Raw genomic sequence first — 21799 nt, 5'->3', positions numbered from 1 at the left:
TAGGTTTTTTAAATTTACAACTCTAGGGCGAATTACGACTCAGTCGGGCTCGCTTTTTTCGGTGGACGACCACGTGGACGACGTGGGCGAACTGGCTTGTCCGAGTCTGATTTGTCTGACTCATCCGCAGCTGTTTCCGCTACAGTTTCAGTTACTTCTACTTTTTCAGCTTGCTTTGACGCTCTAGGCGCTTTGGCTTGAACTGGAGCAACAACAACTTCCACTTCTTCAACCGCAGCTACATCAGCTGAGCTTTTCACTTCGCTGCTTTCAACGGCAACAGGCGCTTCGCTTTCTGTTGCAAGAACAGGTTCGCTTTCCTGTGGAGTTACAACGGGTGCAGCTTCTTCAGCAAGCGTTTCTGCAACAACCGCTGTTTCAGGCGCTGACGATTCAGCAACAGGTGCTGTTTCGCGTGCTTGTTTGGCTTGTTCAGCAGCAAGTTTAGCTAAACGACGACGCTCACGCGGGTCATTTGCAACACGTTGTTCAGACACAGGTGCAGGCGGTGTCAGGTCCAATACTGGAACTGGCTCTGCTTCAGGCTGCGCTTTTGTGATTTCAACATCACGGGTGACCGGTTTTTTCTCTGCTTCAACAGCAGTCGTTGTCACAGTTTTGCTTAACGTTGCTGCATACTCTTCAGTAAATTTCTGAAGGGCACGGTTGAAGGTTGGAATTAAACCAAACTGCTCAATCAGCACTGAACAGTCTTCACCATAGACATGGCGAATCAAGCTGCTGATGGTGTACTGACCTAAAGTTGGCACCTGTGAAGGTGTGAGTTTAGGTGTTTCAGTTTGCTGTGTGTGTGCAGCGCGTTGCTGGCGACGGCGTTGGCGTGGGTCATTGCTGGCACGTTTTACGCTTTCACGTGGTTTTTGCTCTGCTTGTTGTTCAGCAGGTGCTACTACAACTTCAGTTGCTTTCTCCTGTACCACTTTCTCAGCTTTTACTTCAACTTCTGCTTTCGCAACAGCAGCTTGCTGAGGCTTGGTTTCGGTGTGTGCAGGCGGAGTTAATGCCACGATTTCACTTTGCGCTTGATCGACATTGACCACATGGGCTGTTGTGATCATTTCTTGACGCGGTGCTTCAATCAACTCAACTTTAACTTGAGGTTCTTGAACCACAGCTGGCGCTGCTTCAGTCGCTTGCTCATTTAATACACTTGGATCGCGGTGGCGATTTGGGCGCTCTGGACGAGGTTGGTTACGGCGGTCACGACGTGGCATTACATTTTGCTGTTCGTTTTGAACATCAGTGTTTTGCTGTTGTTCACCGTGTTGGCGACGTGATGAACGCTTGTTTTCACGCGGTTCCTGACGTTGCTGTTCACTGCGCTCTGAGCGGTCTTGACGTTGTTGTTCACTGCGCTCAGAGCGTTGTTCATGACGGTCTTGGCGTTGTGGTTCATTGCGTTCAGGGCGTTGTTCATAACGATCTTGGCGCTGTTGATCTTGACGAGAGACCTGCACAATTTCTTCATGAACTTGGTTGTCATGTTGCGCATTTTGCTCACGTGACTCTTTGTGCTTATTAGGGCGCTTTTTGTTGTGGCGTGTGCCGCGTTCTTCTTTTTCTACATGCTTATCTTCACGGTGTTCAGATTTTGCATGAACAGGTGCAGAGCTCATGTAGACATTGTTGCTTGGCGCGACAGGTGCCACAGCAGGCGTGCCAACTTGACCAAACTGACCACGGCTCACTGCACCACCATTCACCATTTGCTCAATGGCAGCAGCAGCATTATTTGCAGAACGTGATTGATCGACAGTCGCAGCTTGTTTTTGTACAAACAAGTTCTCTAGCCATGCACATGGGCTACTTGATGGTGCAGCTTGAACAGGGGCTTGTTGCGCAACTTGTTGTTGTGGCGCGTTGTTACGTGGTTTTTTGTTGCCTTTTTCTTGTTGTGCAGGTGCAGGTGCAGGAGCAGCATGTTGATGCACATGATCTGCACCATCTAAATGCCATTCTGATGACTCGTAACCCAACTCTTTTTCGCTTAAACGTGTTGCTTCTGTACGCTCATAGCTGGTTGGTGCAAAGCCTTCAGGGTTATACGAAATTTCGTAATGTGGGGTTTCTAAGTGTGGGTGCGGAAGCACTGTCACACGAACACCTGAGGTTTGTTCGAGGTAAACCAACGTGTGACGCTTTTCATTCAATAAGAATGCTGCAATTTCAACAGGAACCTGTACTTGAACTTCCCCATGACGTTCGCGCAGCGCAATTTCTTCAACTTTACGCATAATTGAAAGCGATAATGAACGCAAGTCACGCACCATACCTGTGCCATGACAGCGCGGGCAGACATAACCTGTTGCTTCTTCAAGCGAAGGGCGTAGACGTTGACGGCTCATTTCCATCAAGCCAAAACGAGACAATTGACCGAATTGGATACGGGCACGATCGCTTTGTGTTGCTTCGCGAAGTTTCGCTTCAACCATACGTTGGTTACGGTCTTTGGTCATGTCGATAAAGTCGATTACAACCAAACCACCAATGTCACGTAAACGCAGTTGACGTGCAATTTCTTCCGCTGCTTCAAGGTTGGTATTGAGCGCTGTATCTTCAACGTCACTACCACGGGTTGATTTTGCAGAGTTAATGTCAATTGACACTAATGCTTCGGTTTGGTCAATAACGATTGAACCGCCTGAAGGAAGTTTAACTTCACGTTCATAAGCTGTTTGAATTTGGCTTTCAATACCAAAATGCGCAAATAACGGCTCATTTAGCGTATAGGTTTTTAACTTGTCGATTTGACGAGGCATGACTGCTTTTACGAAGTTATAGGCTTCGTTATAGGCTTGCTCTGAATCAATTAAGATTTCAGCAACATCATCACGTAAATAATCACGAATCGCACGTGTCACCACGCCTGCTTCTTGGTGAACCAGCATTGGTGATGGACCAGAACTTGCTGTGTTTTGGATTTGCGCCCAAAGATCAAGTAAGTGCTGTAGGTCGAGTTGTAATTCTTCTTGAGAACGGCCAATACCCGCAGTACGTACAATTACGCTCATGCCACGAGGTACATTTAACGACGCCAACATTTCTTTCAATTCTTCACGTACTGAACCTGAAATTTGACGGCTAATACCACCACCTTTCGGGTTGTTTGGCATGAGTACCAAGTAGCGACCAGCTAAAGAAATGAAGGTAGAGAGTGCAGCACCTTTGTTGCCACGTTCTTCTTTCTCTACCTGTACTAAAAGCTCAGTGCCTTCAGTAATCAGTTCACGAATATTGGAAGTTTGGCGAGGGTCAGCTTTGTAATAAGAGTTTGCGATTTCACGCATAGACAAGAAGCCTTGACGTCCCGCACCATATTCAACAAAGACGGCTTCTAAAGAAGGCTCAACGCGAGTCACGTGACCTTTATAGATATTGGATTTTTTTTGTTCACGGGTACGATTTTCTAAGTCAAAATCGTAAAGACGCTGCCCAGTGACAAGTGCAACGCGAATCTCTTCTGCATGTGTTGCATTAATCAACATACGTTTCATGGGTGTAACACCTAATAGTGATACACAGCAAACTATCGCTAAACACGTAGCGAACATCAAACATCACGGACCAATTTTGCTCAGATCTCAAATAAACCGATTGTGGTCTGAGTTTTATTACCTGCCTTTTTGATCGGCTTCGGTTTTGATTCACATATTGATGATGGCAATACGGCTTCAATCTTTAAACGATTAAAGTCTCCTGCGCGTTTCACTGGCGGACAAGCGGTGCATTGGATGTAAGTAACTTTCACTGTCACATTTGCTCGAAGAGCAACCCTTCTTTTTGGATAGGGTGTCTTGATACGGAATTATCATCGTACCTTTACAACTGAACAGATCCATATGCATCAACGCTGTGGCCTGAATACGACATCAGGGAGCGACTAATCTGATGTATATCAGTTTACGTTTAAAAACCAACCTTCGTTGGTCACATATTTTTTTGGGGCAAACTGATTTATGTGCAGATGCACAATTAAACCTAACAGTTTGCTGTTTTGCCGATATAATAAGCCTTCGGCGTCGGCATAATTCTTTTGGGACCGTTCCAAGCTGAGTTGAGTTATTTTCTTAACTATTCAATTTAAAATTGAAATGATTAAGCTTTTGACTCACTTATGGTGGTATCCGTGCGCTGACTATATCAAACCTTGTACCATCTGCCTATGGGCTAAGCTAGTCTTTCTTGTGTAAAGCATAGCCTAAATGGTCATTTTTTATTCAAATTCCGTATTTTTTAGGTCGCAGTAACTGTATGAATTCTACCCAACAATGGCAAAACGTGACGTGGTTTGAAGTGGACGAGCATCAAGCAGGGCAACGGATTGATAACTTTTTATTTAGCCGTTTAAAAGGTGTGCCTAAAAGTCGTATTTATCGCCTGATTCGTGAAGGTCAGGTTCGCGTGAATAAAAAGCGTATAAAAGCAGAAACTAAGTTGTCTATTGGTGACCAGATTCGTGTGGCCCCGATTCGCTATGAACAAAAAGATGAAAATGCGGCGCCTGTTTCTGACAAAGTAGCACAGAGTTTACTGAGCCGTGTGGTGTATGAAGATGAAGGATTGATGGTTGTCAATAAACCATCTGGCATTGCCGTGCATGGCGGCAGTGGTGTTGCTTATGGTCTGATTGAAGGCTTACGTGCCGCGACAGGTAAAAAATATTTAGAACTGATTCATCGTATTGACCGTGATACCTCAGGTTTGGTGATGATTTCTAAAAAACGTAGTGTCTTAAAAAGTTTGCAAGACATGTTGCGTGAACACAAAATTAAGAAAACTTACGCTGCTGTAGTCAAAGGTGTGGTGAGTTTAGACAAGCAGTTAATTGATGCGCCTTTGCACCGTTATGAACTGGCCAATGGGGAACGTCGTGTGCGTGTGTCGAGTGAAGGTAAAGAGTCTAAAACGCAGTGGAATGTGGCTGAGCGTTTTATGCATGCAACCTTAGTCTATGCATCGCCGCTTTCAGGGCGTACCCATCAAATTCGTGTGCATGGTTTAAGCATTGGTCATCCATTGGTCGGTGATGATAAGTATGGTCATGAAACAGAATATAAAGGGCCGAAGCCACGTCGTTTATGTCTGCATGCAATGCGTTTAGACATCCCTGGTTATGCACCGATTGAAGCACCGTTACCTGAAGATATGCAGAGTATTGTGGCGCAATTAAGAGCGCAGAAGAAGGATTAAGTCTTTTCCCTTTCATTTTAGAAGAGGTGATAACGCCATGACTTTTGTTGGTTGTGATTAATTTAAAATGATGCTGTATTGGTCATCTTTAATTTTAAAGATGCAAAGTAACAAAAATCTTTTGTTGAGCTGATGGAACGTCTTGAACGCGCTTTAAGCACTGATTTAAAGTGAAATGCAAGTCAGCTCAACGGCGCATCCTTGTCGCCATTGTGTAGCAAATGCATCGTGTAAATTGTCTTTATAAAAGTAAATATTGGAACCCCAGCATGAATAAACCTGTAGAACTGATTATCTTTGATTGGGATGGGACATTATTTGATTCAGTGGGGCAGATTGTGGCGAGTTTACTGTTTGCCGCGCAGCAATTTGCACAACCTTTAGCTGCTGATGCAGCAAAAAGTATTATTGGTTTAGGTTTGCCAGAAGTCGCGCAGCGATTATTTCCTCAAGTGCCTGAGCTACATACTGAGATTTTGCAATGCTATGCCGAGCATTATGTGGCGAACTCGAAAGGTGATGTTTGGTTCGACGGCGTAGCCGATATGTTGAATGGCTTACGTGAAGCAGGTTTACAGTTGGCGGTTGCGACAGGTAAAAGCCGTAAAGGCTTAGATCGAGTATTGGCGCAAACGCAGAGCCAAGCATTATTTGTGGCAACGCGTGCAGCCAGTGAGACCAAATCTAAACCGGATCCTTTGATGTTGGAAGAGATTTTAGCTGAAACGGGCGTGTCTGCTGAACGCGCGATTATGGTCGGTGATACCAGTTATGATCTAGAGATGGCGCGTACTATTGCCATGCCGAGAATCGGGGTGAGTTATGGGGTGCATACACCTGAAACGCTCAGACAATATCAACCTTTAGCCATCGCGGATGATGTGCCGAGCTTGCAGCAGCATTTATTACAATATGTTGACCTTAAACAAGTGATTTAACTTGAGTAGTCCAAATATATAGCCTGTGGACGCTGGTCAGAGTGAGCCTGCCTGTTTTGGGGCGATCATCTTTAAAGTTTTTGTCTTTAGTATGTTTTAAGGCGAATGAACGTTTCATTTAACTTTTGGATTTGTAATTTGAAAAAGCTCTTTGATGGGGCTTTTTTTGTGATGTTGTCGCAGAAAGAACTTCAATCATCGCCTTTATATTCGATGGTTGTCATTTGTGAAGATGAGCAAGAAATGAAAAACAGGGTATTTATAGCGTGATAAAACCCGCCGCGACATTGATGCTAATGGCGAGAATAGAGGTATTAAAACCATAAGCTAAAATAATGTGCAGAATATTAAGAATACGCATCGAACGTGAGGTAATGGAAACATCCGCGGTTTGCGCAGAAGTGCCAATCACATAACTAAAATATAAAAAGTCGGGATAGGTTGGTTGAGCCGTTTTGGGAAAGTCTAAGCCAGCATCTTGTTGATCTGCGAGAGCCAGATAATAGTCATGTGCATAATGAATGGCAAATACGGTATGCATAAAGAACCATGCGCTAATAATGGTGAGTAAGGACAGCGCTAAGTGCCCATATTTGATGGTTGGGTCATTCGGAAGATGAGTCAATTCCAATACAATCGCAATTAAGCACATGAGCAAAGTCAGGATCACCAACAGTAGAATGATCCATTTACTGGCATCTTGCTGTTGTGCATGTTGCAGAATGTGCCGATGGTCAACAGACCACAGGGTGGTCATGGTTTTGACTAAATAACTTGAGACGGCAATATTCCAACTGATCAATAAATTGGTCGACCAAGACCAGTCGGTAAATATATTCAGCAGCGTATAAAAAACAGCAGTCAGCAAAAAACTAATGAAAAAGAAGGGGCGAAATTTCATTGCTGTTTTTAAACGCTGTAAAGTGGGTATCGGCATAATTTTCTCCTTCTTCGTTTTATTTTTTTCGTGCAGCTAAAGTCGCAAGATCTACTTCAGTACCAGTCTGTGTTCGGACTTCAGTTGTAGGGAACTTGACAAAAGCCTGTTTTTCTTAGCCTATCCTAGCTTAAAAAGAATACAAAATGAAAAAGCGCGATGTCATCGACATCGCTTAAAAACAAAAGGATGAAAATACGCTTTTCATGCAGAGGATTGGTCTATGAGAAAGGCGCGTAACTATTTATTTTATTCAGAAAATAGTGGCGCGCCGAATGAGATGAGTAATTAGAACTCACTGCGGATTTATTCGCGGTTAATATCCAAATAAAATACCCGAGTCAGTAATTCTATAAATTTAGTCACTGCCAGTGAGCTGTTATTTTTACGATAGTTCACATACAGATCCAAATACGGCAGCTCAACCTCAAGTGGACGAATTACCGTGTTGTTCATGCTAAGTGGCGCAACATAACCAGGTAAAATTGTACAGCCGAGCCCCAAGCCAATCGCATTGATATTGAACAGAATATTGTCCGCTTTTTGCACAATGTTGAATTCGACATTATGAGCTTTGGCAAAGTCTAAAATCGTCTGGTGTAAAGTCTGTGACTGCTCGGCTGCGGGAATAATAAAATCAATGCCATTTAATGCTTTAACCGGAATTCGCTCATATTTGGCCAAAGGATGGTCTTTCGGCAACAGGAAAATGAGTGGTTCACGCAGTACAAACTGGCTTTCGATTTCATCACTATGGACATTATTTCGTGTAAAGCTAATGTCCAACTCCCCTTTTTTCAGCAAACGTAGTTGCTCAGTATTGTTCATACTGAATAACTCAATTTTTAACTCTGGGTTTTGTACTCGTAAATTGGGTAGTACATAAGGAAAGATTTTCATTTCCGCCACAGGGACAAAACCAATGCGCAGCATCTGCTGTTTGGCTTGCGACACTTGGCGTGCCATAGCGACCGCTTTGTCTGCCTGAGCTAGGGTGAGACGTGCTTGTTCAAGGAAAACAGCGCCTTCTTCCGTGAGTTCAACTTTTCGCTTGGTTCGATACAGTAACTGTACGCCGACATCTTCTTCAAGGTCTTTGATTTGCTGACTTAATGAAGGTTGAGCGGTATAAAGTTTCAGTGCTGCTTTACTAAAGTTCAGTTCTTCAGCAACAGTAATGAAATAGCGAAGGTGTCTAAGTTCCATATAAATAACCCACTGACTAATCCAAAAAATGTCTTACCATGACTGCGGTAAAGTATAATCGATAAACAATGATGCCGTGAAGATGATTCAATTATTTAGAAAATAAATGATCTTGGATTGAGTCTTAAGACTTTTCTATATGAAATCACTTTTTTAATAATTGCTAAAAGGTATTAATTAAATATTGAAAATAGTTCATTCCAATTACCTGAAAATCGGGTGAGGTGAACTACATAAAAATACAATTGCGTTTTGCTGAAATTGGATATGATAAAAACATAAATATAATTTAATTGAACATATGAGCTAAAAATCGATATGGCAGATTCAAATAAACTGGTGGTCTATGCCGCGCTGTTGGGGAATTTAGCCATTGCGCTGGTAAAATTTATTGCGGCTTATTTGACCAACAGCTCTGCCATGTTGAGTGAAGCCATTCACTCTGTTGTGGATACCTTAAACGAAATTTTACTGTTATATGGACTGAAGAAGTCGAATAAACCTGCCAACTTTAACCATCCTTTTGGCTACGGGCGAGAGCTATATTTTTGGGCCTTCATTGTATCTCTTATGGTCTTTGCCTTAGGGGCATTGGTGTCTATGTACAATGGGATCATGCACATTTTGCACCCTGAACCCATTTTAAACCCGACCATCAATTATGTTGTACTTGGCTTTGCATTTGTAAGTGAAGGTATTTCATGGTGTGTTGCTCTGAAAGTGTTTCGTAAGGCGAAAGGTCAGCAAGGTTATTTTGAGGCCTTTCGTCGCAGTAAAGACCCCACCACGTTTACAGTTCTGTTTGAAGACTCTGCTGCATTAATTGGTCTGTTGATTGCCTTTCTGGGTATTTATTTGGCACATCGTTTAAATATGCCTGCACTGGATGGGGTGGCGTCCATTCTGATTGGGCTGGTTCTGGCGGTGTCTGCTTTTCTTTTGGCACGGGAAACCAAAGGTTTGCTGCTTGGGGAAACCGCAGACCTGCATGTACGGCAAAATATCTTAAAAATTGCCCAAGATGATGAAGACGTATTGTCGGCCAACGGCTTACTGACCGAACAAATGGGTGCCAAACAGGTTTTGGCCTCATTGAGCGTGGAGTTTGAAGATCACCTGACTACCGATGAGATAGAAGCGTGTGTCAATCGCATTGAAGCAAAAATTAAACAAAATCATCCTGAGATTGTGGCACTCTTTGTGAAGCCGCAATCAAAAAAAGTGTGGTTAGAGCGAATGCAAGGACGCTTGGAATAGGTTAAGGTAGAGGTCAGTTTTCAAAACTGGTCCTGTTACTGGTGTATTGCAATAAAGATAACGACGTTAAATGAAGCCAAAATCAACTGAACTCCATTATCAAATTCCGACTGAAAATACCATGTCCCATACATGGCGGCAGCCCGAATTTCAGTTCCTACACTCCGACCATTATAACGGGACTCGCTTTGTCAATTCGGTTCGTCGACCTGAGGGCCGTAGTCGAGGCGACTTGCTGAAATGGTTGATTAAGCGTAAATCTTCGACATGGAATGTGGACTTGGCGCAAGAGTATGCGCACTTTCATGCCGATAAAAAGAGCCTACCGCAAGATCGCCCCCATGCCGATTTAAAGGATTGGCAGGTGTGGTTTGTGGGGCATGCCACGGTATTACTTCAAATTGGGCCCTATAACTTATTGACCGATCCTGTTTGGGCGGAACATGTCAGTCCGAAGCAAGGGCGAGGTCCACGCCGTGTTATGCCTGCTGGCATTGCCTTGGAAGATTTACCGACCATCCATGCAGTGCTTTTGAGCCATAACCACTATGACCATATGGATATTGCCAGTCTGAACTGGTTGTATGAGCGTTTCGCCATGCCCATTTACACAGGGCTAGGCAATGCATGGTATTTGCCCAAGCACTTACAAGTGTTGGAAATGGACTGGTGGCAGTCGGCACGTCTGCATGATTTAAAACTGGTCTATACCCCAGCACAGCATGGTTCTGGCCGTGGGCTGCGTGATCAAAACCGTGCGTTATGGGGTGGGTTTAATATTCACTGTGGCGCTGACTATGCTTATTTTGCGGGCGATACGGGTTATTCACCGCACTTTAAAGAGCTGCATCAGCGTTTTGGCGCACCGCGAATTGCATTACTGCCCATCGGGGCGTATGAACCGCGTGAGCTGATGCGCTATATGCATATGAATCCGCAAGATGCCTTTCAAGCGCATAAAGACCTGCATGCCAAATGCTCGATGGCCATTCACTATCGCACTTTTCAGCTGACCGATGAAAGCCGAGAACAGCCTGAGATTGATTTGAAAGTGGCGATGAAAAATAGCTCGAAGCTGATGAATCCATTTGTCTGCTTAAGAGAAGGTCGACGTTTAAGCGTGTAATGAACGCTTTAAGTATAAGATCAGGTGATGGCTGGCAAAACAGTCATCACCGAGACCATACGGACATCACCAAAATATCTTTCAAATAAAATCTAAAAACCGAAAGTATGCCTCTTTTATTGTTTAATTTTGCTCAAGCTGAGCCGCGCTCATTGCTGGTAAGGGTTGTCTAAGTTTTAATCGATAAACTCAATTGAAAATGCCCATCAACCTCGCATAAAAAGCCTTTCTTTTTGCTGTGTTTTCATCGAATCTTATCTTGTTGAAAAATTAAAATTCTTTTTTTCTTAAATATTTACATAGAAGAATCCGATTGTTTTTATTCGTAAAACTCGCTTTTGATTGTCATCAAAAGGGGCTATGTTAGAACAGTAATAATTACTTTAAACGGTTCATGATAATCATAATTTGATGATCAAATTTGGAGCTCGACATGACACAGAATATGCAAGCATCAGGTTGTCCATTTCACCAGAAAGATGGTGGACAAACGAGTTTAGCCAGCACCAATAATTCTGATTGGTGGCCCAATGCGCTCAATCTCGACATCCTGTCGCAACACGATAAAAAAACCAACCCGATGGATCCTGATTTTGACTATGCAGCTGCATTCAAATCATTGGATTTAGAAGCGGTGAAACAAGATCTTCGTGAACTCATCAACAGCAGCCAAGAATGGTGGCCATCTGACTATGGCAGTTACATTGGGATGTTTGTGCGTACCGCATGGCACTTGGCGGGTTCTTACCGTAAACAAGATGGACGTGGCGGCGCCAACACAGGGAACCAACGTTTTGCACCCCTCAACAGTTGGCCTGATAACGTCAACACCGATAAAGGCCGTCGCCTGCTTTGGCCAATCAAACGTAAATATGGCAACAAAATTTCATGGGGCGATTTAATCGTTCTTGCAGGGACCGTGGCTTATGAAGAAGCAGGTCTAAAAACCTTTGGTTTTGGTGGAGGCCGTCTAGATATTTGGGCACCCGAAAAAGACATTTATTGGGGGGAAGAGCGTCAATGGCTGGCACCAACAGCAAACCGTTATGCCAATGACCAAGACCGTAAATCGCTTGAAAATCCATTAGCTGCGGTACAAATGGGTTTAATCTACGTCAATCCAGAAGGGGTTGATGGCGTCCAAGATCCACTTCGTACTGCACAAGACATGCGTGTTACTTTTGACCGTATGGGAATGGATGATGAAGAAACCGTAGCACTCACTGCGGGTGGTCACACCGTAGGTAAAGCGCACGGAAATGGTAAAGCCGAAAAATTAGGGGCAGATGTCGAAAGCGCGGATGTAGAATTCCAAGGTCTCGGTTGGCATAACTCAGAAGGTACAGGCAATGGCGCGAACACCATGGTCAGTGGTTTAGAAGGGGCTTGGACCACACACCCGACCAAATGGGATAACGAGTTTTTCTATCTGTTGTTCACTTATGAATGGGAAAAAACCACCAGTCCTGCGGGTGCGAAACAATGGGAACCGATTAACATCAAAGAGGAAGATAAACCTGTTGATGCACATAACCCGAATGTACGCCGCAACCCAATGATGACTGATGCTGATATGGCGCTGAAAATGGACCCTGAATACCGCAAAATTTCAGAGCGTTTTTATGCAGATCCAGCTTACTTGTCTGAAGTGTTTGCGCGTGCTTGGTATAAGCTCACTCACCGTGACATGGGACCAAAATCCCGCTATTTAGGTGCAGATGTACCGAATGATGATCTGATTTGGCAAGACCCAATTCCATCGGTCGATTATGTTTTGTCTGAAGCTGAAATTGAAGACTTAAAAGCGAAGTTGCTGAATAGCGGTTTAACTTCGGTTGAATTGATTAATACTGCTTGGGATAGTGCTCGGACTTTCCGTGGTTCCGACTACCGTGGTGGCGCCAATGGGGCGCGTATTCGTCTTGCACCACAAAAAGACTGGGTGGGCAATGAGCCTGAGCGTTTAGCTAAAGTTTTGGCGAAACTTGAAGAAATTCAGGCGGGTCTGGCGAAAAAAGTCACTATTGCGGACTTGATTGTATTGGGCGGTACGGCAGCCGTTGAAAAAGCGGCGCATGCTGCGGGTGTGAATATCAAAGTTCCATTCCTTGCAGGACGAGGTGATGCGACTCAAGAGCAAACAGATGTGTATTCTTTTGAAGATTTACTCCCTAAGCATGATGGTTTCCGTAACTGGGTCAAAGAAGATTACAGCGTACAGCCTGAAGAAATGTTGTTAGACCGTGCACAATTACTGGGTTTGACTGCACCTGAAATGACGGTTCTAGTCGGTGGTATGCGTGTACTCGGCACAAACTATGGAGGTACACCAGAAGGCGTGTTGACGGCTCGCGTGGGGGTATTGAGCAATGACTTCTTTGTGAACTTAACGGATATGAAATATAACTGGAAACCCGTGGGTAAAAACCGTTATGAAATTGTAGACCGTGCGACAGGGGCAACCAAATGGACGGCGACACGTGTAGATTTAGTGTTTGGTTCAAACTCGATTTTACGTTCATATGCAGAAGTGTATGCGCAAGATGACAACAAAGAGAAGTTTGTAAAAGACTTTGTTGCGGCTTGGGTGAAAGTAATGAATGCAGACCGTTTTGACGTGAAGTAGTTATCACTGAAATAAAAAACCGCTCAAAAGAGCGGTTTTTTATAGATTATAAGGTGCTGATATTGTTTAATTTAAAAGTTTGGTTTTGTATAGTATGTATTCTATTCATTTTATGAAAATTTAAATTTAGAATTACTTATGTCAAACGCTTTTTTGATCTTGATGGCTTTCATTTCACTTTTTACTAATAATTTATTACATGCAGAGACCAATACACTGAATCAAGATAAAGTACTAAAACCGTTTATATTTGAAATTGGTTCAGATTTTTCAACTATTCAGACTAAATTCAATTTAGAAAAACATACTCCAAACGTGAATTTCATCAAAGAATCAAACTGGTATATATTCGCAACCCCAGTTGGATCTATTTCACTTCAAGAATGGCAAGGTAAGCTTCATTGCATCGCTTATGATATTGATACAAATGATATAGAGTTAAAAAAGAAAATTATCGAATTTCTATTTGAAAAATATAAAATGAATTTCGAATGGGTGAATAGAGTTGATAACGGATTCTATATTTCATATGAATCATCTAATGATTCTATTCAAGGAATCTATGCTTATTCACTAGGAACAACTATTTCTTTTACCAGTAATGAAATTAGAAAAGCTGAAACAAAAATTCGCTTTCCAAATCTTTAGCTACTAAAACTTCAATTTAACATAATATAGCTTATAGGAATAACTGCTTAGTATTGTTTTATATATCAAATGTTTATCATTTAAATGTAAGTGCGAAAATGAATAAAAAGCCTATTTTTATTAAAAATTAAGTTTCACCAGACCTTGATGGATATCCTTTTCAAGTTGATGCCACTCCCCAAACTCAGGCTCGACCAGTAAAGTCTGCGACACAAAGCCATAACACACCCGTTGCACATTTAAACTCATTTGCTGAAGTTGTACTTCATCATCAATATAAGGCTTAAGAATGCTGTGCCACATTTGCACCATCATGGCATAACTTTTACGGTAACTTTCAATGTTTGAAACCTGTCGTTCAAGCAAAAAAGTCTGCGCCCAAAGAAACTGTCGGGCCTGAATCTGCTCAAGCTGAAAGTGAATAATCTGCTGTAAATAGCACTCAAAAGTTAATTTTGTGGATAACTCCATCAGGCTTTGTGCATAACTTTTTAGCTGCTCCGCATTAGTTTTCACATGCTGATGAATGGTCAATGCAACCAAATCTTCCTTCTTTGAAAAGTACTCATAAAAGGTACCTAAACCGACTCCCGCCACATCGGTAATTTCCCGAATGGTAATTTCGTGCGCATGGCGCTCATGCAAAAGCCGAACAAAACTTTCTTGCAAAGCCTCTTGGGTGAGTTTAGCTCTGGATTGGCGTGGCCTACGGCGGACTTGGATCTCAGGATTCTTCATAGCACAAAGCTGAACATGGCAGACTCAATTTTTCTCTATACTGAAATGAAAAGTACAGCATAACAAGAGCAAAGTGACATGAATACCGCATGGATGACCCATCAAATCAGTAATCAGTTCGATGAACTGGAAAATTATAACCTGTTTGAAACCGATACCGTTTTACAAGAAATTCTCACTCGTTATGGCAGTCAGGATCAGGCAAGACTCACAGAGATGGGAAAAGCCGTTGGTTCAGCGGAATATTATGATTATGCCGAGCTCGCCAATAGGCATACGCCCATATTACATGCCTTTGATGCCCGTGGACGCCGTAAAGACTCTATCGAGTTTCATCCCGCATGGCATAAATGGATGGGATTAAATCGTCAGTTCGATACCCACGCACATCCGTTTAATCAGCCCAATTCACCCTCAAAATGGGTCGAATGGGCAGCGCGTTTTTATTTGGCAGGGCAGGTGGAGTGTGGGAATTTGTGCCCAAATTCGATGACCTTAGGCAGTATTCCACTGATTCAACGCGAACCTGAACTGTGGGCTAAAATCGGCGATAAGTTACTTTCGACAGAATACGATGAACGTGATATACCGATTAGCCAGAAAAAATCGATTTGGCTAGGCATGGGCATGACTGAAAAGCAAGGTGGTTCAGATGTCCGTGCCAATGAAACCATTGCTGTACCAGTCGCTGAGTCGGGACGCGGTCAAGGCTATTTGCTCACAGGGCATAAATGGTTTTTCTCTGCACCGATGTGTGATGCGCATTTGGTGGTGGCAAAGACGGAACAAGATGGTTTGGCCTGTTTCTTTGTACCGCGCTGGCTGGAGGATGGCACCAAGAATCCAATTCATGTGCAACGCTTAAAAGAAAAAGTCGGCAACCGAAGTAACTCTAGCTCGGAAGTCGAATTTAAAGAGGCGTGGGGCATTATGATTGGGGACGCTGGGCGCGGTATTCCCACCATTATAGAAATGGCGAATTACACCCGTTTAACCTGCTCAGTGGGCAGTACTGCCATGCTCAGACAAGCCTTGGTGCAATGCATTGCCTATACCCGTCAGCGTAAAGCCTTTGGTAAGCTTCTGGTTGAACAACCACTGATGCGCGCCGTACTGGCAGATTTAGTCTTAGAAACGGAAGCGGCAATGCAACTCAGTTTCCACTTGGCACACTGCTATGAAACGGATGATGCGCTGTCTGTGGCGTGGAAACGTATTATGACCCCAGCGTCGAAGTTCTGGATATGCAAACGTGCGGTTGAGCTGACAGGGGAAATGATGGAGGTTTTTGGCGGCAATGGCTATGTCGACAACGGCATCATGGCGCGTATTTTTAAAGAAGCGCCAGTCAATACCATTTGGGAAGGCTCAGGCAATGTCATGTGTTTGGATGTGCTGCGTGCTATCAGCCGTGATGTAGAGTCGATTGAAATCCTGTTTCAAGATTTGGCTACCACGGCTATGCAAGATGAACAGTTGAAACAAGAGCTGCAAAATCTATTTCAGTTGTTCCAACAGACACCTGAAGAACTACAATTTATGGGGCGCAGTTTGGTCAGCCGTTTAGTGATTTTGGCACAAGCAGTCCTGCTGAAACGGCATGCACCAGACTATGTGGCTGATGGCTTTATTCAAAGCCGTTATAGTCCATTTCATGGTCGGGTTGTCGGGATGCTTGAGATGAAACAACCCGACGTAGAACGACTACTGCATAGAGCATTTGTAGCTTAAAGCTCTTTATTGTACGGAAAGCTTTTGTGCTTCATCTTGTTCGAGTTTGATGTTGGGGCTGTCTTCAGCCTGAATAATATCAATCGGAATAAAGCGGACTTGAACAATGCTTGGGTTATCGTTCAAGTCTGGCAATAGCTTTTGATTGAGTGCTGCAATTTGCGCAGGGCTAGGCGGAATATCTCCACGGATAGAGACACGGACTAAAGTGAAATCATCTCTTTTATCGTATTGGATGGTATCAATAATATTATTGGCATGGTTCAGCTCAGTGCTAATGGTCGCCTCGGTACTGCTTTCGTACAGCCGTGTATTGAGCAGCGCATAAAAGTTGAGTGAGAGATAAATCCCTAAAAGTGCCAAGAACATTAGGCTAACAGCATTACGTTTGAGAAATTCTTTGACATTACTCTGTACTTCTTCGGTGGAACCCCGTCTAAAGCCTGCAATCCAAAGGACTAAAGATGAGCTAATCTGAATGGCGAAGATGTTGGTCACTGCCAGTAAAAATGCATTGGCTGAGTTTTTCCATTCCATATGCGCAAATAAAATCCCGCTGGCCACCAAGGGCGGAACTAAGGCCGTCGCAACGGCGACGCCCACTACGGCCACAGATAGGCGAGGGGATACTGAGGCAAAAGCACCTGCGGCACCGCCTGCTAAAGCAATCATCAAATCTAAAATGGTTGGCTGCGTGCGCGATAAAATTTCATTGGTCATGGGCAGGTCATAGTTCACCAGCCCTAAAATGATCCCAATGCTATAAATCATGGCAACGCCAAGTAACAAAGTGGACAACGCGGTTTTAAACAGCAGCCATCGGTTATCAATTAAAGCCAAGGCAATACCTGAAATTGGCCCCAGCATCATGGCAACCAACATCGCGCCAATCACTACCGCAGCCGAGTTGGACAGTAGTCCATAGCCTGCTATGACAGCAGCCAAGGCATTCATAATAAAAAAGGTTTTGCTTGGCAGTGCATCCGCTTGGATGTTTAATCGGACTTTTTGGTGGTCAATTTTTTTGGAGTTTTCGCGCAAGGCCTGCTTATAACGAATTTTTTCTTTTAGAAACTCATACTTTTCTTGGTCAGGTATATCTTTGACCACAATGGTTGCATCTTTGTCTTTTTCGAGTGGCATGGTGATGCTCTTATTTTGTATGTGATTAAGATTTAATCTAGCGCTTTTATCAAGGGAAGCAAACAAAAAAATGGTGAGAAATAATATGATTCACGCTTCAATTTAGAATATGTTCTAGCCACTTTCTTTTTATTGAAGCGAGGCTTCTCGATTTTGCTGAACATCATTCATTAACAAGGACTTTTTAGCACCGAGCAGGAAAGATTTTATTGAAATCGCGAGGCCATTCAGAAAAAGACAGATCAATTGCAGATGTTTAGCTGACCCTAGAGCATAGTCTTGTTAGAACAAGACGCTACGATTGGAAATAATATTTTTCATCACCATGGTAGAGATGAGACGTTGCACATTTGGCAGTGCTGACAAGTGCTCATCATAGAGTTTTTGATAACTTTCCAAGTCATAGGTCACGACATGCAGCAAGTAGTCGGGGTCACCAAAAAGTCGCTGCGCTTTCACAATTTGAGGAACCTTAAGAATCGCTTCTTCAAGACTTTGCACCGAATCTTTATCGCCATTTTTGAGCGTCACAAAAACAATGGTGGAGAAATTCAAGCCGAGTTGTGAAATATCTAACTGTGCGCGATAGCCTTTGATAATACCTGCATCTTCTAAGGCTTTGACTCTACGGTGACAAGGAGAGAGGCTAAGCCCTACCTTATGCGCCAACTCCGTAACAGATAAACGACCATCGGCTTGTAGTTCAGCAAGAATCTTCTTATCAATTTTATCCATGTGGAAGAATCTCCCCTTTTTAGGTGTTATTGCACAAATATTTGAAAGCACATTTTAGAGCCTAAAGGATATCCTTTCAAAATTATTTGATACAGATCATGTTTTGATTGGGTCAAACCTCAAAACGGTGATGGATAAGAGAGGAAAAGGATGTCACTGAATATTATGATTGCTTTTTGGGGTGTTTCGATCCTGTTTGTGATGACCCCAGGTATAGATTGGGCCTATGCCATTTCGTCGGGGATACAGGGAAAAAGAGTCTTGCCTGCGGTAACCGGTTTATTAACAGGGCATTTGATGGCGGCACTGATTGTTGCTGCGGGTGTGGGCACATTGGTGACCAGTCAGCCCGTATTGCTTCAAGTACTCACGGGTGTTGGGGCTGTTTATTTGCTGTGGATGGGGCTGAGCCTGTCGATGCGCCCTGCAACGATTAGCAGCGATCAGATTGCTATTGCATCTTCAAAGTTATGGTACATTCGAGGGGTTTATTTAAGTGGCTTAAATCCGAAAGTCCTGTTGTTATTTTTGGCTTTATTGCCGCCCTTTATCGACCCGCAAGCGGCTTTGTCGCCCACCTCTCAAATTGTTTTATTGGCGGGAATTCATCTCATGAGTTGCGCGGCTGTTTATTTCTTGGTTGGATTTAGTGCGCAAAAAGTTTTGGGCACACGCCCACAGGCTGCTAGGGTGGTCAGTCGAGTGTCAGGGGCATTGATGATGTTGATGGCGATGATTTTATTGTTAGAACAGTTTGATATCTAAGCGATATTTTAAGCATATGGATCAAAGGCAGTGCAAAATAAAGCATTGCCATAACCTGTAATTGAATTGAAAAATAGCGCATGAGTTGGGGGATATAGGTTCAGCCAAAATCGCTTGTAATACGTTCAAAAAGGCGTAAAATTTCTACCGCATCATCAGCGAGATGATCACATCAACAAGGTGAAAAAAATGGCAAAGAAGAAAGCTGAGCCAAAAGTTGTGATTCACAACTTCGTGGCTAAACACATGCATGAAGTCAACCAAAGCCAAGTCTTTGTAGACCGAAAGAAAAATGCAAAACGAGGCTATGACAAGCACAAAAAAGGGAGATATTCAGATGATTATCTCCCTTTTTTAATGTCCGTTCCTTGGGTTTAAAGACCTTTAAGCTGTCACAATACGTGTTGCGGATTTGACCATGTCGGCCAAACCATGGGTTTTAAAATAATATTCCATCTGACTTTTCACAATGAGTGGATTACTCATTTTCAAGGCACGCTCTAACAATTCGACCGCATCTGGCATTGGGACATGACAAATGGCTTTGCGTACACGCAGAATGTTACTTGAGCTCATTGATAGGGTATTGAAGCCCATCGCCATCAGTAAGATCGCAGACAAAGGATCGCCCGCCATTTCCCCACAAATACTGACCGGTTTGTTGTACTTATGACACTCTTTGACTAAGCGGGTGAGCGCACGTAAAACCGCAGGGTGGAAATGTGAGTAGACATTGGCGACACGTGGATTATTACGGTCAACGGCCAGTAAGTATTGTGTCAAGTCGTTTGAACCTACCGAGAAAAAGTCAACCAACTCGGCAAACTCTTCAATCTGCAATAAGACACTTGGTACTTCGACCATGATCCCGATTTTTGGCTTGGTGATTTTGACCTGTTCTTCTTCTTGTACCGCGACCCAGTCACGCTCCAGTAAATACAGCGCTTCTTCTACTTCACTGACGCTGGTCACCATCGGCAGTAGAATGTGTAGGTTATTGAGACCAATACTGGCTTTGAGCATGGCACGAATTTGTGAAGAAAAAATTTCAGGGTGGTCAAGCGTAAAGCGAATACCGCGCCAGCCGAGAGCTGAGTTTTCTTCCTCAATTGAAAAATAAGGCAAGTCCTTATCTGCACCGATATCGAGGGTACGCATCACCACAGGTTTGTTGGCAAAGTGGCTCAACTGTTGACGATAAATCGCACGCTGTTCTTCTTCACCTGGGAAGCGATCACGTAGCATGAACGGAATTTCAGAGCGATATAGACCAACACCTTTGGCACCGCGCTGTACACCACGGACCACATCAATCATCAAGCCAGTATTGACGAACAGTTTGACTGCCATACCATCAGGGGTGATGGCATCTTTAGTTTCATACTGTTTTAAATCTTTGGCAATCAGTTCTTCTTCTTTTTGAATTTCTTTATAGCGACTACGTAAACGGCGAGGTGGATTAATAAACACACGCCCTTGGTGCGCATCGACGATCATTTCCACATCATCGAGGGTATTAATCGGCAGTTCAGTCACGCCGACCACGGTTGGAATACCGAGTGCGCGCGCCACAATCACCATATGCGAGTTCATGGCACCTTCGGTGGTTACGATGGCTGCAATTTTATCGACGGGCAGTTCAACCAAGGCTGCGGTTGAGATTTCCTCACCAATCAGAATACTTTCATCGGTAAGTTCACGGTGGCTGGAGTCGGCTTCTTGCAAATAAGCCAAAATCCGTCGTCCGAGATCTTTTAAGTCCGCGGCACGTTCACGGAGATAGTCATCTTCCATCTGTTCAAACAGATCGATGTGATTATCGATGACGATACGCACCGCACCTTGTGCCCAGTTACCATCACGAATTTGTTCTTTAATTTCCGCGGGTAGTGCATTTTCATCCAACATGCGTAAGAACACGCTAAACAAGGCGCGCTCCTCCGCCATGAGGGCATCTTGCATTTTGTCATCAAGCGATTTGATTTCATCACGCACTGAGGTGAGGGCACGATCCAGCAGTTCTAATTCTTCACTGATGTCATCGGCTTCACGGTCAGGGACAGCCGCCAAATCCGCAGGGGGATAGAGAATGACAGCACGACCTAAGGCAATTCCGCCTGAACCTGGGACACCTTGGAAAGTTTTGTAGGCAGGTAGATTGCTGGGTTTACGAAATACATCGATATTGCCCACCGCATGCGCATGCGCAATAACCCCTGAAAGCTGAGCACAGAGCGTGACGAGGAAAGATTCCGCAGCTTCACTAAAGTCTTGCGACTCTTTGTTTTGCACCACAAGTACGCCCATGACTTTACGGCGGTACATGACCGGTACACCGAGGAACGAGTTATAAATTTCCTCACCTGTTTCAGGTAAGTACATAAAACGTTCATGTTTCGGTGCATTGTCAAGGTTGACGATTTCTTCACGCTGACCCACCAGACCGACCAAGCCTTCACTGGTATGCAGTGAAACATGGCCGACCGAATCGGGGTTCAAACCTTTCGATGCCATCAATAAATAACGTTGATTGCGTTCGTCGAGTAAATAGATGGAGCAAACGTCAACATGCATGGCTTCCGCCACATGGTTGACCATAATGTCGAGTGATTCATGCAAACTGGTGGACGCATTGATTTCTTGTACAATGCGTCGAAGGGTATCCAGTTGCATATTCGACATCGCGTCTACTCCAAAAATAATGTGCGTCCAACTTATTTATAACAAGAGATCCTTAA

Annotated in this window: 16 protein-coding genes; 9 read left to right on the top strand and 7 right to left on the bottom strand. The window is 43.7% G+C overall.

The features are described from left to right. Nucleotides 1-32: 32 nt before the first annotated feature. On the bottom strand, nucleotides 33-3515 hold the full coding sequence (locus tag ACFN7Z_RS15440; RefSeq protein WP_010325822.1) for an Rne/Rng family ribonuclease: 3483 nt from the start codon (nucleotides 3513-3515) through the stop codon (nucleotides 33-35). 757 nt (nucleotides 3516-4272) lie between these two features. On the opposite strand from ACFN7Z_RS15440, the gene ACFN7Z_RS15435 reads away from it, so the two are divergent. After that, nucleotides 4273-5211 (top strand): RluA family pseudouridine synthase, encoded by a 939-nt coding sequence (locus tag ACFN7Z_RS15435; protein WP_004692575.1) that lies wholly within the window; start codon nucleotides 4273-4275, stop codon nucleotides 5209-5211. Nucleotides 5212-5480: 269 nt separating this feature from the next. Next, nucleotides 5481-6149 (top strand): HAD-IA family hydrolase, encoded by a 669-nt coding sequence (locus tag ACFN7Z_RS15430; protein WP_010325823.1) that lies wholly within the window; start codon nucleotides 5481-5483, stop codon nucleotides 6147-6149. A gap of 259 nt (nucleotides 6150-6408) precedes the next feature. On the opposite strand, the gene ACFN7Z_RS15425 is transcribed toward ACFN7Z_RS15430, so the two are convergent. Both ACFN7Z_RS15425 and hcaR read right to left on the bottom strand, forming a co-directional pair. Beyond that, nucleotides 6409-7086, bottom strand: a complete 678-nt coding sequence (locus ACFN7Z_RS15425; protein WP_010325824.1) for a DUF1345 domain-containing protein — start codon at nucleotides 7084-7086, stop codon at nucleotides 6409-6411. Between the two features lie 306 nt (nucleotides 7087-7392). Beyond that, complete coding sequence (hcaR, locus tag ACFN7Z_RS15420) at nucleotides 7393-8292, bottom strand: DNA-binding transcriptional regulator HcaR (protein WP_010325825.1); 900 nt, start codon at nucleotides 8290-8292, stop codon at nucleotides 7393-7395. 318 nt (nucleotides 8293-8610) lie between these two features. Between hcaR and ACFN7Z_RS15415 the strand changes: the two genes are divergently transcribed. The 4 genes from ACFN7Z_RS15415 to ACFN7Z_RS15400 all read left to right on the top strand — a co-directional run bounded on the left by ACFN7Z_RS15415 (nucleotide 8611) and on the right by ACFN7Z_RS15400 (nucleotide 13949). Then, complete coding sequence (locus tag ACFN7Z_RS15415) at nucleotides 8611-9549, top strand: cation diffusion facilitator family transporter (RefSeq protein WP_010325826.1); 939 nt, start codon at nucleotides 8611-8613, stop codon at nucleotides 9547-9549. A gap of 70 nt (nucleotides 9550-9619) precedes the next feature. Continuing rightward, entirely contained in the window at nucleotides 9620-10675 is a 1056-nt protein-coding gene (locus ACFN7Z_RS15410; RefSeq protein ID WP_010325827.1) for an MBL fold metallo-hydrolase, read from the top strand. Nucleotides 10676-11108: 433 nt separating this feature from the next. Next, nucleotides 11109-13301: a catalase/peroxidase HPI gene (katG, locus tag ACFN7Z_RS15405; RefSeq protein WP_010325828.1), complete on the top strand. Its 2193-nt coding sequence runs from the start codon at nucleotides 11109-11111 to the stop codon at nucleotides 13299-13301. A 138-nt stretch (nucleotides 13302-13439) separates the two neighbouring features. Further along, a complete protein-coding gene (locus ACFN7Z_RS15400) occupies nucleotides 13440-13949 on the top strand; it encodes a hypothetical protein (protein WP_010325829.1) in 510 nt (169 codons plus the stop codon). Between the two features lie 120 nt (nucleotides 13950-14069). On the opposite strand, the gene ACFN7Z_RS15395 is transcribed toward ACFN7Z_RS15400, so the two are convergent. Further along, complete coding sequence (locus tag ACFN7Z_RS15395) at nucleotides 14070-14687, bottom strand: TetR/AcrR family transcriptional regulator (RefSeq protein WP_029574933.1); 618 nt, start codon at nucleotides 14685-14687, stop codon at nucleotides 14070-14072. Between the two features lie 78 nt (nucleotides 14688-14765). On the opposite strand from ACFN7Z_RS15395, the gene ACFN7Z_RS15390 reads away from it, so the two are divergent. Next, nucleotides 14766-16418, top strand: a complete 1653-nt coding sequence (locus tag ACFN7Z_RS15390) for an acyl-CoA dehydrogenase family protein (protein ID WP_010325831.1) — start codon at nucleotides 14766-14768, stop codon at nucleotides 16416-16418. Nucleotides 16419-16424: 6 nt separating this feature from the next. Here ACFN7Z_RS15390 and ACFN7Z_RS15385 read toward each other — a convergent pair whose 3' ends face one another. Further along, nucleotides 16425-17561 carry a DUF389 domain-containing protein gene (locus tag ACFN7Z_RS15385; protein ID WP_010325832.1) on the bottom strand — a complete coding sequence of 379 codons (1137 nt, stop codon included), beginning with the start codon at nucleotides 17559-17561 and terminating at the stop codon, nucleotides 16425-16427. A gap of 282 nt (nucleotides 17562-17843) precedes the next feature. Continuing rightward, complete coding sequence (locus ACFN7Z_RS15380) at nucleotides 17844-18296, bottom strand: Lrp/AsnC family transcriptional regulator (RefSeq protein WP_010325833.1); 453 nt, start codon at nucleotides 18294-18296, stop codon at nucleotides 17844-17846. A 150-nt stretch (nucleotides 18297-18446) separates the two neighbouring features. On the opposite strand from ACFN7Z_RS15380, the gene ACFN7Z_RS15375 reads away from it, so the two are divergent. Then, complete coding sequence (locus ACFN7Z_RS15375) at nucleotides 18447-19061, top strand: LysE family translocator (protein ID WP_010325834.1); 615 nt, start codon at nucleotides 18447-18449, stop codon at nucleotides 19059-19061. Between the two features lie 189 nt (nucleotides 19062-19250). Then, entirely contained in the window at nucleotides 19251-19439 is a 189-nt protein-coding gene (locus ACFN7Z_RS15370; RefSeq protein ID WP_010325835.1) for a hypothetical protein, read from the top strand. 6 nt (nucleotides 19440-19445) lie between these two features. Here ACFN7Z_RS15370 and ptsP read toward each other — a convergent pair whose 3' ends face one another. Continuing rightward, nucleotides 19446-21743 carry a phosphoenolpyruvate--protein phosphotransferase gene (gene ptsP, locus ACFN7Z_RS15365; protein WP_010325836.1) on the bottom strand — a complete coding sequence of 766 codons (2298 nt, stop codon included), beginning with the start codon at nucleotides 21741-21743 and terminating at the stop codon, nucleotides 19446-19448. Between the last annotated feature and the right edge of the window lie 56 nt (nucleotides 21744-21799).

Origin of the sequence: Acinetobacter sp. P1332 (assembly GCF_044057475.1) — a bacterium.
In the GTDB taxonomy this organism is placed as follows: domain Bacteria; phylum Pseudomonadota; class Gammaproteobacteria; order Pseudomonadales; family Moraxellaceae; genus Acinetobacter; species Acinetobacter johnsonii.
Note: the sequence above shows the minus strand (reverse complement) of the source record. Positions and strands in the feature narration are given on the sequence as shown.